At 55.9% G+C, this 12976-nt stretch carries 13 protein-coding genes; 10 read left to right on the top strand and 3 right to left on the bottom strand.

The annotated features are described in order from the left end of the window. Positions 1-93: 93 nt before the first annotated feature. The 9 genes from ACED87_RS05740 to ACED87_RS05700 all read left to right on the top strand — a co-directional run bounded on the left by ACED87_RS05740 (position 94) and on the right by ACED87_RS05700 (position 10157). Positions 94-1149, top strand: coding sequence for an FKBP-type peptidyl-prolyl cis-trans isomerase (locus ACED87_RS05740; protein WP_449083026.1), 1056 nt, complete (start codon positions 94-96; stop codon positions 1147-1149). 35 nt (positions 1150-1184) lie between these two features. Then, positions 1185-1586 (top strand): FKBP-type peptidyl-prolyl cis-trans isomerase, encoded by a 402-nt coding sequence (locus ACED87_RS05735; protein WP_237185669.1) that lies wholly within the window; start codon positions 1185-1187, stop codon positions 1584-1586. A gap of 71 nt (positions 1587-1657) precedes the next feature. Beyond that, positions 1658-3604 (top strand): helix-turn-helix transcriptional regulator, encoded by a 1947-nt coding sequence (locus tag ACED87_RS05730; protein ID WP_449083023.1) that lies wholly within the window; start codon positions 1658-1660, stop codon positions 3602-3604. Positions 3605-3718: 114 nt separating this feature from the next. Then, entirely contained in the window at positions 3719-4066 is a 348-nt protein-coding gene (locus ACED87_RS05725; protein ID WP_449083021.1) for a hypothetical protein, read from the top strand. Between the two features lie 5 nt (positions 4067-4071). Continuing rightward, positions 4072-4326, top strand: a complete 255-nt coding sequence (gene tatA / locus ACED87_RS05720) for a Sec-independent protein translocase subunit TatA (protein WP_449083020.1) — start codon at positions 4072-4074, stop codon at positions 4324-4326. Positions 4327-4425: 99 nt separating this feature from the next. Next, complete coding sequence (gene tatC / locus ACED87_RS05715) at positions 4426-5274, top strand: twin-arginine translocase subunit TatC (protein WP_449083018.1); 849 nt, start codon at positions 4426-4428, stop codon at positions 5272-5274. 108 nt (positions 5275-5382) lie between these two features. Beyond that, the gene (locus ACED87_RS05710) at positions 5383-8223 is read left to right on the top strand and encodes a DEAD/DEAH box helicase (protein WP_449083017.1); all 2841 of its coding nucleotides are present in this window, start codon (positions 5383-5385) and stop codon (positions 8221-8223) included. Between the two features lie 38 nt (positions 8224-8261). Continuing rightward, entirely contained in the window at positions 8262-9308 is a 1047-nt protein-coding gene (locus tag ACED87_RS05705) for a hypothetical protein (protein WP_449083015.1), read from the top strand. A 114-nt stretch (positions 9309-9422) separates the two neighbouring features. Continuing rightward, complete coding sequence (locus tag ACED87_RS05700) at positions 9423-10157, top strand: polyprenol monophosphomannose synthase (protein WP_449083013.1); 735 nt, start codon at positions 9423-9425, stop codon at positions 10155-10157. Positions 10158-10237: 80 nt separating this feature from the next. On the opposite strand, the gene ACED87_RS05695 is transcribed toward ACED87_RS05700, so the two are convergent. From ACED87_RS05695 to ACED87_RS05685, 3 genes are all read right to left on the bottom strand, one after another. After that, on the bottom strand, positions 10238-10576 hold the full coding sequence (locus ACED87_RS05695; RefSeq protein WP_449083011.1) for an RNA polymerase-binding protein RbpA: 339 nt from the start codon (positions 10574-10576) through the stop codon (positions 10238-10240). A gap of 94 nt (positions 10577-10670) precedes the next feature. After that, entirely contained in the window at positions 10671-11795 is a 1125-nt protein-coding gene (locus ACED87_RS05690) for an SPFH domain-containing protein (RefSeq protein ID WP_449083009.1), read from the bottom strand. Between the two features lie 30 nt (positions 11796-11825). Next, on the bottom strand, positions 11826-12284 hold the full coding sequence (locus ACED87_RS05685) for an NfeD family protein (RefSeq protein WP_449083007.1): 459 nt from the start codon (positions 12282-12284) through the stop codon (positions 11826-11828). Between the two features lie 270 nt (positions 12285-12554). Between ACED87_RS05685 and ACED87_RS05680 the strand changes: the two genes are divergently transcribed. Further along, positions 12555-12938: a DUF3054 domain-containing protein gene (locus ACED87_RS05680; protein WP_449089695.1), complete on the top strand. Its 384-nt coding sequence runs from the start codon at positions 12555-12557 to the stop codon at positions 12936-12938. The last annotated feature ends 38 nt before the right edge of the window (positions 12939-12976 follow it).

Genomic DNA, 12976 nt, shown 5'->3' with positions numbered 1-12976 from the left:
AATTACCAGATCTCTTTCAGCTCTATCCGCTAGTATGTACGCGGTGAAGAAAAGCGTTCTGTAGAAAGACGCAACCTAAGGAAAGTGAAATTAGTGAAGAAAAAGCCAGCCCTTTTCGCATCCAGCGCCGCCATGGTTGCTCTGCTTCTGTCTGCCTGCGGCGGCGACAACGGCAGTAGCCTCTCTGAGGTTGATTATTCCATCAATGGGGCAACCGCTGAACCTTCGGTTTCCTTCGCAACTCCTTTTGCAGCCCATGGCACTGAAGCCTACAAGATTGAGGACGGCGAGGGCGCAACTATCGAAGATGGCGACAACCTGCTGGTTGAAGCAACCGTCTTTAATGGTGCTGATGGTACGTCCGCGGGAACCACCTACGGCGATGCTCCCATGATTATCCCGGTGGGTGAGGATCTGAAGAAGGCTGCTCCTGAGCTTTACGATATTCTGGTGGGCGCAAAGGTCGGTATGTCCTTCTCTTATTCCACCAATCTTGTTCCTGGGCCGGTAACAGCTCAAACACCAGCCCCCACCGTTTCAGCTGGCACCCCCACCAACGTAGAGGTCTACACTGTCTCAGGTAAGCTACTCAAGAGCGCTGAAGGCACCGTGAACGAGAAGAAGTCCCCAGCCCTGGAGAGCTTCTCCCTGGCCGATAACGGCACCGCAACCCTGACCCTGGCCGATGACCGCGGCGATGCCCCCACCGAGCTCTACACTGAAGATCTGATGACCGGTACCGGCGCTACTGTTAAGGCTGATGACACTCTATACGTCAACTATGTTGGTGTAGCTTGGTCAGATGGTGAACAGTTTGATAATAGCTATGGCACCACCCCCACCCCCTTCCCCTTGAATAACGTCATTGAAGGCTGGCAGCAGGGGCTAGCTGGTAAAACTGTTGGCTCCCGCGTGCTCATGGTTATCCCCAGTGAACTGGCCTACGGTGAAGATACCGGCGGTAGTGGTCGCCCTGAGGGTGCTTTGGTCTTTGTTGTAGATATTCTAGGCACATCACCTGCTAACACCGCTACCGCGTCGGCTAGTGCCTCCGCGACCTCATCAGCAACCTCAGATGCTAGTGCAACTGCCACAAACTCAGCCTCTGAGTCAGCGAGCGCCGAAGCAACCGCTTCAACAAACAACTAAGTTTTCCTATCATTCCAGTAGAAAAGGTATAACCTATGTCATTTGGTCAGCGTAATCTCGACCGTAGCAAGCCTGAAATCGATTTCCCTGAAGGCGGTACCCCCGAAGAGCTCATCATCATTGATGAGATTGAGGGTGCCGGTGAGGTAGTGGAGGCTGGTGATACTGTTTCAGCTCACTATGTTGGTGTTGCTTTTTCCACCGGTGAAGAGTTTGACTCTTCATGGGGCCGTGGCGAACCCTTGCGCTTCCAGGTCGGTGTGGGCATGGTTATCCGTGGCTGGGACGAGGGCCTGCTAGGTATGAAGGTGGGCGGACGCCGTCGCCTGGAGATCCCTAGCGAGATGGCTTATGGTTCACGCGGTGCTGGCTCTGCTATTGGCCCTAATGAGTCCCTGATTTTTGTGGTGGATTTGGTAGACGTTATTAAGCGTTAATTCTGCTCTAGGTCTGAGCCTTAGCGTGTTTGGCCCCCGGTTCGAAAGAGCCGGGGACTATCTTTATGTATGTGACTTCTAAAGCTGTTGAACGTGCTGCTGCCTTACTTGATGTGCTCTCATCGGCCCCCTGGGGGATTGATCGTGATGCTTTGCGCCAGAGGGTGCCCGGTTATGATGTGGCGGCTACTGATGCCGCTTTTGAGCGTATGTTTGAGCGTGATAAGCAGGTTTTGCGGGCCTTGGGTGTTGAGCTGGTGGCTGAGCGGGCTGATCGTTCTCGGCTGGGTTTTGTCTATCGGCTGGAATCTACGTCGCAGCCTGTTGCTGATTTTTCTGCTCTTGATGTGGTGGTGCTCAGTCACTGTGCTAGGGCTTGGGAGGGTACGGAGGTGGAGCGGCTTACTCGCGCGGCTTTGTTGAAGGTGGGTGCGAGTGTTGGTCAGCGTTTGGGTGGTGAGTTGGGGGAGCCTGCCCGGTTTACTACGGTTCCGGGGGTTGCTGAGTGTCTTGCGGCTCTTGCTGAGGGTAAGGGTGTGAGTTTTCGTTATGCGGGCCGAGATGAGGTGCGGTCGGTGGCTTGTTGGGGTCTTGGGTTGCGGTTTGGTCACTGGTATTTGGTGGGCTGGGATAGGTTCCGGAAGGCTCAGCGGATTTTTCGGCTTGAGAGGGCTGTGGGCTTGTCTCTTCTTGCCATTGAGGGGCCGCAGCCGCCGGCGTCCTTTTCTATGGTGCAGGAGCTTGCTGCCTTAGAACCTGAGCAGGTTCGGCAGGTAGCTAGCCTTCCTTTGGGGGTGGCGGAGGGCTCTGGTGAGCTTCAGTTTGCTCCCTCCTATGGGGTGGTGGAGTCTGCTGTGCAGGCTATTAAGAGCGGACGCACGCACCGGCTACCTGATGACGCGGCGGCTAGTGAGCTGGGGGACTACCAGCAAAGGGTAGCTGATGAAGAGGGCCGGCTACGGCAAAAGTTGCGGACTTGGCACTCCCAGGCCCCTGGTTTATCTGCCCCTAGCCGGGTTAAGTCGTGGAAACCGGTGGTGGCCCAGCGGTTTCGGGAAAGTGCCGCTGACCAGTTGATGAGGCTTCTGCTGATGGTTTCTTTGGTCGAAAGTACCGGTGGTTTGCCTCTTGCTACCTTGGCAGATTTCTTCTCGACCACCGAGCAGAAGGCTCGTGCCCAGCTTGAAGGCTTAGCCAGTAGTGTGGGCTTTGAGTCGCTGGCGCTTGAGGTGAGCCCCGCCGGGTTTGTGACTCTGAGGGGCCAGCAGGTGCTAACTCGCGGTGTGTCCTTGACCGGTGCTGAGGCTTTGGCTTTGAGTCTGGCTTTGGACTTATCAGCGAGCCTCGATACGGAGTCCTTCTACAGTCATTTACGTCAGAAGGTGTGGGCGTCGGTTGCTTCACAAGGTGCTACTGGGCAGGCCCCCTTGGCTAGGCGGGTGGGTGTATATCGGGCTGACCTAGACCCCCTGATTCAGCGGGCTCTTGATGAGAAGATTGCCCTGGAGATTGTCTACCGTTCTCACCGTTCTATCTCTGAGCGAGTTATTGAGCCCATAGCCCTCATTGTCGATAACGGCCCCCGTTATCTTCAAGCCTGGTGCCGCCTGAGCGGGCAGATGCGGCATTTTAGACTCGACCAGATCATGAGTATGACACCGCTAGAGGGCGAGGCCTTCACCCACCCAAGGCTGACTGAGGACGGGCAGCAGGGTGAGGCGTCCGCCCCCATTAGCCCCCGGACCTGGCTCACGCAGCTAACCCGTGGCCAGGTGGCAGCTGAGACCATGATTCTGGCTGTTGCAAAAAGTTTGCCTGCGGCTGTGCGCGAGAAAACCCACAGCACCTTATGCCGCTACGCCCTAGAAATAGCCGATGAGGAGGGCACAATTTTCTATAAGATACCCCTTGCCCATACCCTGTGGGCTATCCACCTTTTGATAGACCTGGGGCCGACCGTCCGCCTCTTGACCCCTGCCTATCTGCGTGAAGAACTGTTAGACCTGCTGGGTGACTAGGGGAGCAGTAAAAGCCGCGGAATAATATACCCACCTATACCCCAGGATAATCAGTGCAAGCACACAGCAAAATAATTTCAAAACTAAAGCCAGATGGGATATATAATTGGAATTATGCCTTGGTGGTTTTGGATAGTTTTGTGGACCGTACTCGTAGTGAGTTCGCTCTGCCTACTAGCCTGGCTACTTTATCGGGTTTTCCGCAAAGCCTTGGGTGCACTTGATGCCGCTCAAGACTGGGAGTCTCACATCACAGATGCGCTGGGGCAGGCTAACTACGCCCAGCCCTTGAGAGAAGAGCCTCAACCAGCTCTTTTCACCCCCGTTGGAAGTGCCTACGCAGACTATATCCAGGGTAAAAACACTCGAACGCTCGACCGAGCCCGCCGCCGCTCTCAGCGCCGTGACGAACTCGGACAGCCCCAACTCATCGGAGACCTTAAACGTCTCCAAGAAAGGTAACGCTCGTGCTCGCTAATCTCGGCCCCGTCCACCTCATTATCCTCCTCATCATTATTGTTCTACTCTTTGGTGCCCCCAAGCTTCCTGGCATGGCTCGTAGCCTCGGCCAGTCCATGCGTATCTTCAAATCAGAAGTTGATGGCTTGAAGAATGACTCCAAGAAAAACAACCAAGTAAACAACGACACCAACGGCTCTGTTGTTTCCGGTGAAGTTATCAATAACCCCACCACCGACCAGAACAAGGGCTCACAGAACTAAGTTCTCCTCTCAGAGCGTTCGTGAGTTAACCGCCCAACCCGTGCCCTGACCGCCAGAGCACGGGTTTATGGGCTCCTAGAGTTTCAGTAGAAGGCACCCATGGCTAAAACAACCAGCCGAAAGAACAACCCCCAGGCCACCATGGCCCTCGGCGAACACTTTCGCGAATTTCGCAACCGTCTAATTAAAGCGGCCGTTGCTACCTTTATTTGCGCCATCGGCGGCTTCTTCCTTTACGAACCCTTCATGGAGGCTATCAGCGCCCCGGTCTACGCTATCAACACAGAAGCAGGCCGTACCGCTGCTCTTAACTACTCCACCGCAACATCTCCCTTCGATCAGATGGTGCGCATCTCCCTCTACATCGGCCTGGTTATCGCAAGCCCCGTGTGGCTCTACCAGCTCTGGGCCTTTATCACCCCGGCTCTCTACCGTAAGGAAAAGCTCTACACCCTAGGCTTCGTCTTTACTGCCATCCCCATGTTCCTTCTAGGTACCGGCCTGGCCTGGTGGGTACTCCCTACCGCAGTCAGCACCCTCACCATGTTCAGCCCTGACGGTGCCACTAACCTCTTCACCGCTGATGTCTACGTCAGTTTTGTGGTTAAGTTTCTGCTGGTCTTCGGTATCGCCTTTGTACTGCCGGTTGTCCTGGTAGGTCTTAACTTCATCGGCCTGATTCGAGGCAAGACTATCCTCAAATCCTGGCGCTGGGTCGTTGTGCTCGTCGGCCTACTTGCTGCAATAGCCGCCCCCGGTAACGACATCATGTCAATGCTTTACCTTATGCTGCCCCTCCTCTTCTTCTTCTTTGTAGCTATCGGTATCGCCATTCTCAACGACAAACGCCGCGATCGCCGCAACGCCAAACTAGTAGAGGGGCTTACTGACGATGAACTGAGTCGCGCCACTAGCCTTGAAGAGCTTGACCAGCTCGGCCGCTCCTAAATCTTTTTCCGCCTCGGCACTGAATGCCGGGGCGGTTTTTTGTTCGCGCTGAAACGAAAGATGGCCCTCAGCACACCTGCTTGAAATCTACCGCCTAAGATTAGTTATATGGCTAGCTACGCTGAACAGTACCTGCGCGCTAAAGAGCGCGCCACCTTCTCCAAAACCGTTCTCCACCGCTTCGAACAAACCCTAAGCTTTGACCTGGATGACTTCCAACGTGATGCTTGCACCTCGGTGGAGAGCGGCAGAGGTGTGCTCGTCGCTGCCCCCACAGGTGCAGGTAAGACCATTGTGGGTGAGTTTGCTATATACCTGGCCCTGTCCCAAAGGAAAAAAGCTTTCTACACCACCCCCATCAAGGCCCTGAGCAACCAGAAATACAACGACCTGGTAGCAGCCTATGGCCAGGACGCCGTGGGGCTACTCACCGGTGACACCTCCATCAACTCCGAAGCCCCCGTGGTCGTTATGACCACCGAGGTGCTGCGCAACATGCTCTACGCTGATTCTGCCACCCTAGCCAACCTGGGCTATGTGGTTATGGACGAGGTTCACTACCTGGCCGACCGTTCCCGCGGGGCCGTATGGGAAGAGTGCATTATCCATCTGCCAGAATCCATCTCTGTTATCGCCCTCTCTGCCACAATCTCCAACGCTGAGGAATTTGGTGCCTGGCTCGATACTGTGCGCGGGCAGACAGACATCATCGTCTCTGAACACCGCCCGGTGCCTCTCTGGCAGCACGTCATGGTGGGGCACCACCTCATGGACCTCTTCGCTGGGGACACCACCGTTGAGGACGCCGCAGCCGCCACAGACATGCCAGAGGTTAACCCCGAGCTGGTTCGGGTAGGTCGCCGCCCGCGTCCTTCCCGTGGTGCCGGTGGTAAATCCTTCTCCCGCCTGGGTAAGGGGAAGCGCAGCCGTAACCAGGGCTACCAGTCCCAGGGCTATGAGCGCGAGCGCCGAAACAGTAACAGCGGAGTGAGCGCCCCCATCCGCCCCCAGCGTATTAGCCGCCCGGAGATGATTCGTTCCCTTGATAAGGCAGGCCTCCTACCGGGTATCTGCTTTATTTTCTCGCGCATCGGCTGTGATGCTGCGGTATCCCAGTGCATTGACGCCGATATTCGCCTCACGACCGATGCTGAGGCCCAGGCTATTCGTGCCTATATTGCTGAGGCTACCGCTGGGCTTGAGACCAGTGACCTGGCGGTGCTGGGTTTTTATGAGTGGCGTGAGGGGCTCATGCGGGGTGTAGCAGCCCACCATGCTGGTCTGCTGCCGGTTTTCAAAGAGGTTGTTGAGGCTCTCTTCTCTGAGGGGCTTATCCGTATGGTCTTTGCTACTGAGACTCTGGCCTTAGGCATCAATATGCCGGCTCGTTCGGTGGTGCTAGAAAAGCTGACCAAGTTCAACGGTGAGACCCATGTGGATATCACGCCGGGGGAGTACACTCAGCTAACTGGCCGTGCTGGTCGTCGAGGTATTGATATTGAGGGTCATGCTGTGGTTATGTGGCGGCCAGGGCTTGAACCGCAGCAGGTTGCTGGTCTGGCCTCTAAGCGCACCTACCCGCTTAATTCCTCTTTCAAGCCCACCTATAATATGAGTGCTAACCTGATTGCCCAGTTTGGTACGGAGCGCACTAAGAAAATTTTGGAAAGTTCTTTTGCCCAGTTCCAGGCTGATAAGTCGGTGGTGGGTGTAGCGTCTCGAGTGCGGAAGAACGAAAAGGCCCTGGCCGGTTTTGAAGAGGCCATGACCTGCCACCTGGGAGATTTTACCGAGTACGCCCGGATTCGCCGGGACCTTAAAGATCTAGAGAAGAAGGCTGAGAAGGGCCGGAGCCGTTTGCGGCAGTCTCAGGCGGTGGCCTCCGTCCTTGACTTGTTGCCCGGCGATATTATTGAGATCCCGCGTGGGCGTAATGCGGGCCCTGCTGTGGTCTTGTCTCGGGCAGAGTCCCTTGATGACCCGCGTCCATCGGTTTTGACCTTGGCTGCGCAGATACGTCGCCTAGACCCCCGTGATCTGGATGGGCCGGTTCTGCCGATTTCTAAGATTAAGGTGTCCAAGAAGTTCACTGGTAAGACCTCTAAGGACCGCCGGGATATGGCTTCTCGTATGCGTGAGGCTCTCTACCAGGGGCTACCTGCCCGGTCGGGGTCTCAGAAGAAGTACTTTAATGAGCGTGAACGTGGGGATGAGCAGAAGGTTGAAGAGCTGCGTCGGGCCCTGCGTCAGCACCCCTGCCACGGGTGCTCTGACCGGGAAAACCATGCCCGCTGGGCTGAACGCTGGTACCGTCTCTCCCGTGATACGGACGGTTTGCGCCGTCAGATTGAGCGGCGCACCAATACCATTGCCCAGGTCTTTGAGCGTATCACCCAGCTTCTGGCTAGCTACGGTTACGTTGAGACGGTTGAGGGTCGCCGGGTGCTGACAGCCCGTGGCGCTTCTTTGCGCCGGGTCTACGGCGAAAAAGATCTACTGACCTCCCTCTGCTTGGAGGACGGTTTTTTGCGGGGGCTTGACCCTGCATCGACTGCTGCGGTGGTTTCTGCCCTGGTGTATGAGGCTAAGCGCGATGAGTTGGGTCTGCTGTCTCGCTACCCTGGGCAGGGGGTTGAAGAGGCCTTGATGACCGTGCTTAAGCACTGGAATAAGCTTAATGATGCCGAAAAGCTTCACCGCCTCCCGCAGACCGCTTCACCTGATTTTGGTATGGTCTGGCCTGTCTATAAGTGGGCGCGCGGTAAGAGTCTGGCTAAGGCTATTGAGAGCACTGATTTGGCTGCCGGTGATTTTGTGCGGTGGACTAAGCAGGTTATCGATAGTCTTGACCAGATTGCCCATGTGTCTTCATCTGACCCCCAGCTGCGTACTCAGTGTGAGGCGGCTATTAATCTGCTACGCCGTGGCGTGGTTGCCACCCAGCTTTAGTCTGCTTGACCGCCAGTTATTTTGAAAGGAGAGCACCGATGGCTGCTTCTGTCTTGCTCGATGGTTCTGTCTATAGCCCAGCTGATCCCTTTGCCACAGCCCTGGTGATGAATGAGGGGCAGGTGGAATGGGTGGGGCAGGACGCCGGTGCCCGCTCTATCGCCGATTCCTCCATGACCGTTCAGGAGCTAGGCGGCAGCCTGGTCACCCCCAGTTTTGCTCTAGCAGCTGCCTCTGTGACCGGTGCGGACGCCTCCACCGTCTTGGGGGAGCTGGCGGCTGCCGGTTACGGGTATGCCCGTCTGCTGCTGACTGATTCTGTTCAGGAGCTACCGGCACCGCACCCGGCGGTGGCAGCTGATTACTATGTGAGCGTAACTGCCCTTGATGAGGCTGGTAGTCTGCCCCAGGGCGTCCGGGGTGTTTATGTCACCTCACCGGAGCAGCTCACCCCGCTCGTGCTGGGGAGCCTTGCAGAAGAGCATTTACAGCTTCTGCTAGTGGTTACTGATAATTCGCAGGTGGGGGAGTACCTGGCCCTGCTGGAGCCCCTTGATAGCCTGGCCTGCCTACGCCTGAGCCCCAGCCTTGAAGGGCTGACCATGCTCACCTCGCAAGAGCTGGACAAAGCCAAAGAGCTTCAGGTTTCCCTGGGCTTCTCAACGAACTTCGACCAAGCTGCACAGTCCTTCAGTCAGGCCCTGGCTGCTGGTGCTACTGTCACCCTGGGCTCAACTCCTGGTCAGCTTCCAGCTCTTCTGGGCTGGGAGCTGGTGAATGCGGCGGTTAACCCCACTCATGCAGAAGATGCTGTCTCAGCTCGTGCCGCTTTCGCTGCCTGCACCCGTGCAGTTTACCGCGCAGCGTCCGCACCTAACCCCTTCACCGGCCAGCTTGTGCCAGGGGCCCCGGCGCACTGCGCCTTGTGGGAAACTACCGAGCTGATAGTGCAAACTCCTGATAGCCGCATTTCGGCCTGGAGTACCGACCCGCGCGGACGCACCCCGCTGCTTCCTGTTCTCGCCCCGGATGTGCCCCGCCCCAAGCTCGTAGGCCTATACCACAGCGGGCAGAAAGTGGGCTAGGTATCACCTAGACCACCTGCTGGTGCTAGACGTTCAGACGCCACTTACCTATATAATGAAAAACTGGTTTATACGCCGTCCTATCATTCGGGCTGGCCATGACAAGGAGACCGCATGCGAGTACTAACCGTGATTCCTACCTACGATGAGAAGGAAAACCTTCCCATCGTAGTAGAGCGCCTGCGCGCAGCCGTACCCGACTGCGACATCCTGGTTGTCGACGACAACAGCCCCGACGGCACCGGCCAGCTTGCCGATTCTATGGCAGCAGAAGACAGCCACATCAACGTACTGCACCGCACCGTCAAAGACGGACTAGGCGGGGCCTACCTGGCAGGCTTCGACTGGGGCCTAGAGGCTGGCTACGATGTGCTAGTTGAGATGGATGCCGACTGCTCCCACCAGCCCGAACAGCTACCCCTGCTCCTGCAGGTCATTGAGAGCGGCGCAGATTTGGCCATTGGGTCCCGCTATGTACCCGGCGGCAAAACCAAGAACTGGCCGGCACACCGCCAGATTCTCTCCCGAGGTGCCAACCTCTATACCCGCCTGATTCTCGGCACCAAGGTCAAAGACATTACCGCAGGCTACCGCGCCTACCGCCGTGAAGCCCTGCAGAAGCTAAACCTTGAAGGTATTGACTCTAAGGGCTATGTCTTCCAAGTCGATTTAGCCTGGCGCTCAGAGCAGGCCGGTCTGAAGATCGTAGAAGTACCTATCACCTTTGTGGAACGTGAAATTGGTAGCTCAAAGATGGATGGCCACATCATCGTCGATTCCATGACTAAGGTGACCCGCTGGGGCCTTACCGCGCGAGCGCAGCGCCTACGCTCACTGCTGAAGAAATAATTCTTTGCGTCGATAGAAGACGAGGATAAAGAAGTGCCCCGCCAGGTAGCTGGTGGGGCACTTCTTATGAGAAAGGGCTTTTAGAGGGCGTGACGCTCCCGGTAGATTTCAAGACGCTGCTGTAGGGTCTCTTCAAGTTCTTCTACGCTACGACGCTCAAGGAGCATGTCCCAGTGGGTACGAACGGGCTTCTCAGTATTCTCTTCAACCTTGCCATCGCCAGAAACCAGGAAGGCTTCCTTGCCGGACTTAGCGGGCCAGGTTGCCGGAATTTCAGCTTCCTGAGCGAAGGTTACGAAGACTCGTTCACCGTCTTCGGTGCGGTATTCCACACGCTGGCGGGGAGCCGGCTCCACGCCTGATTCGGTTTCCATTGACTGTGAACCCAGGCGCATACCGCGCAAGCTGCGATCGCTCATTTTCTTCCTCCATAAACGGTGATTGAACTGCTTGCAGGCTTTTGAGCGCTCAAAGGCGAATTAAACCGTGCAGGCCAAATATCTATTATAACCATTAGGCGCCAGGGGTGTGCGGGGCTGGGCCCTGAGCAGATTCGCTGGTGGGCAGCTCGCCGTCCTGAGGGATTTCTACACCGCTATCGAGCTTATCGAGGTTGGGGTTGAGATCTTCAGGGGTGACGCGGATAACCGGGGTATCGACCAGGGTAGAGGCTGGGGGAGTTACCTGGTGAGAATCTTCTTCACCTTCGGGGGTACCGTCATCTACCTGGGGTGAGAAGGCATTGCCGATACCGCGCAGGGCATCGCCTAATTCGGTAGGGATAAACCAGAGCTTATTAGCATCGCCTTCAGCCAGCTTGGGCAGGGTCTGCAAGTACTGGTAGGTCAGTAGCTTCTGGCTGGGGTTTGAGGCGTGGATAGCGTGGAAGACCTTCTGGATAGCCTGAGCTTCACCATCTGCACGAAGGATTGCTGCTTTCGCATCACCTTCTGCGGTGAGAATCTGGGACTGCTTTTCACCTTCTGCCCGCAAAATGGCTGCGCGTGAGTCACCTTCTGCGGTGAGAATTTGAGATTGTTTCTGGCCTTCTGCGGTCAGAATGGCGGCGCGACGGTCGCGTTCTGCTCGCATCTGCTTTTCCATGGAGTCCTGGATAGAGAGGGGAGGCTGAATTTCCTTGATATCTACGCGGGAAACGCGGATGCCCCAGCGCCCGGTGGTGCTATCGAGAACACCTCGGAGCTCAGTGTTAATCTGATCGCGTGAGGTCAGGGTTTCTTCCAGGTTGAGGCCACCGACCACATTACGCAAGGTGGCGCTGGTGAGCTCATCGACAGCCTGGATGTAGTTGGTGATTTCGTAGGTGGCTGCCTTGGGGTCAGTGACCTGGAAGTAGACCACGGTGTCGATGCCAACGACCAGGTTGTCTTCGGTAATTACCGATTGTGCGGGGAACGACACGACTTGTTCACGCAGGTCAATGAGGGGTAGGACGCGGTCGATAAAGGGGACTGTTACGTGGAAGCCCGGGTTGAGGGTGGTGTGGTACTTACCCAGACGCTCGACGATGCCAGCGCGGGCTTGGGGGATGATGCGTACAGCCTTGAGCAGGGTGATGAGAACCAGCAGCACAAGGGCGGTGAGCAGGATAGTTGTTGTCAGTAATGGAGCTGTCATAGGTTACGACCTTATCTTTAAAGTTAAAGTTTAATTTCTGCTGAGGGGAGTTAGGTAAGCAGTTGCCCCGCGGATGGCTACTACGGTTGCTTTGGACCCTTCAGGTAGAACCTGCTGGCTATCTTCAGGGCGGGCCGTCCAGGTATCACCAGCAACCCGGGCTAGCCCAGTCTGGTCGGTGACTGTCTGGGTTACGAGGGCTTCTTGCCCGATGAGCCCATCAGAATTCATGGCAATATCGGGGGAACTTTGGTGGAAGCGCCTAATGAGTGGTGGCCTGAGACCCAGTAGCAGGGCAATGCTAATGACCGCAAAAAGAACAACCTGCCAGACAAATGAATCTATGAAAGGAGTGCTTGCTGCTACCGACAGCGCGGCTAGACCCATCATGAGAAAGACGAAGTCCAGTAGCAGAATTTCGATAATAGCCAGAATTAGGGCAGCGGTGAGCCAGAAGGCCCAAAGGTTCTGAGTAAACCAGTCAATCATGTCTACCTCCCACAGGTTGGTGTGCTGGTACTTTATCTATTCTCCCTGATGAACTTCTTCTCTGCTAGTTCTAGCCTGTGATGACAGGTGCCTTTGGTGGTCAAGTAAAAGAGAATTTGACCAGCTCAACTACATATCCATAAAGCCGATAATATACATTATGTAAAGTAGACCTAAAAATACTCCCCTCCATACGCCAGTGCGCCCCATGGTTTGCCCCTCACGATGCCTGCGAACACGGTTGGCACCTGACTGCGTTAGAGTAAAGCTATGCGCAGTTCAGTTGACTCAGGTAAATATCTTTCCCAGCCAGTTCGTGCCCTTGTCGATGTGGCCCTCGTCCTCTTGTTTATCGCCCTTGGACTTGTGAGCCACGATGAATCTCTATCACAGATACTGGTTACCGCAGCACCTTTCCTGATAGCTGCAGGTGCTGGCCATATAGGTATTTGGGTGGTGAAATCTAGACGTCAGCTTCCCCTTCTACTAGAAGGTTTTATGATGTGGGTCAGTACCCTAGTACTTGGGCTCGGCCTGCGCCTATCGTTTGGTGACACCGCTGCAACCGCCTTCGTGATTGTATCTGCTATCACCCTCCTACTCTTCTTGATTGGCTGGCGTCTGATCCTGTGGGCTCTGCGTCGTAAGTCATAGAATGAACGAATCATAGTCTTTGAAGAAATAAGGTCGGC

The sequence above is a fragment of the Rothia sp. 32237D007AR genome, assembly GCF_053544675.1.
The sequence above is the reverse complement of the archived record's forward strand: the minus strand, read 5'-3'. Positions and strand labels throughout refer to the sequence as shown.

What these genes read in the sequence shown, in the direction of transcription:
- ACED87_RS05735 (WP_237185669.1), top strand. Translation starts at nt 1,185, where the DNA reads ATGTCATTTGGTCAGCGTAATCTCGACCGTAGCAAGCCTGAAATCGAT.
- ACED87_RS05725 (WP_449083021.1), top strand. Translation starts at nt 3,719, where the DNA reads ATGCCTTGGTGGTTTTGGATAGTTTTGTGGACCGTACTCGTAGTGAGT.
- tatC (WP_449083018.1), top strand. Translation starts at nt 4,426, where the DNA reads ATGGCTAAAACAACCAGCCGAAAGAACAACCCCCAGGCCACCATGGCC.
- ACED87_RS05710 (WP_449083017.1), top strand. Translation starts at nt 5,383, where the DNA reads ATGGCTAGCTACGCTGAACAGTACCTGCGCGCTAAAGAGCGCGCCACC.
- ACED87_RS05705 (WP_449083015.1), top strand. Translation starts at nt 8,262, where the DNA reads ATGGCTGCTTCTGTCTTGCTCGATGGTTCTGTCTATAGCCCAGCTGAT.
- ACED87_RS05700 (WP_449083013.1), top strand. Translation starts at nt 9,423, where the DNA reads ATGCGAGTACTAACCGTGATTCCTACCTACGATGAGAAGGAAAACCTT.
- ACED87_RS05695 (WP_449083011.1), bottom strand. Translation starts at nt 10,576, where the DNA reads ATGAGCGATCGCAGCTTGCGCGGTATGCGCCTGGGTTCACAGTCAATG.
- ACED87_RS05690 (WP_449083009.1), bottom strand. Translation starts at nt 11,795, where the DNA reads ATGACAGCTCCATTACTGACAACAACTATCCTGCTCACCGCCCTTGTG.
- ACED87_RS05685 (WP_449083007.1), bottom strand. Translation starts at nt 12,284, where the DNA reads ATGATTGACTGGTTTACTCAGAACCTTTGGGCCTTCTGGCTCACCGCT.
- ACED87_RS05680 (WP_449089695.1), top strand. Translation starts at nt 12,555, where the DNA reads ATGCGCAGTTCAGTTGACTCAGGTAAATATCTTTCCCAGCCAGTTCGT.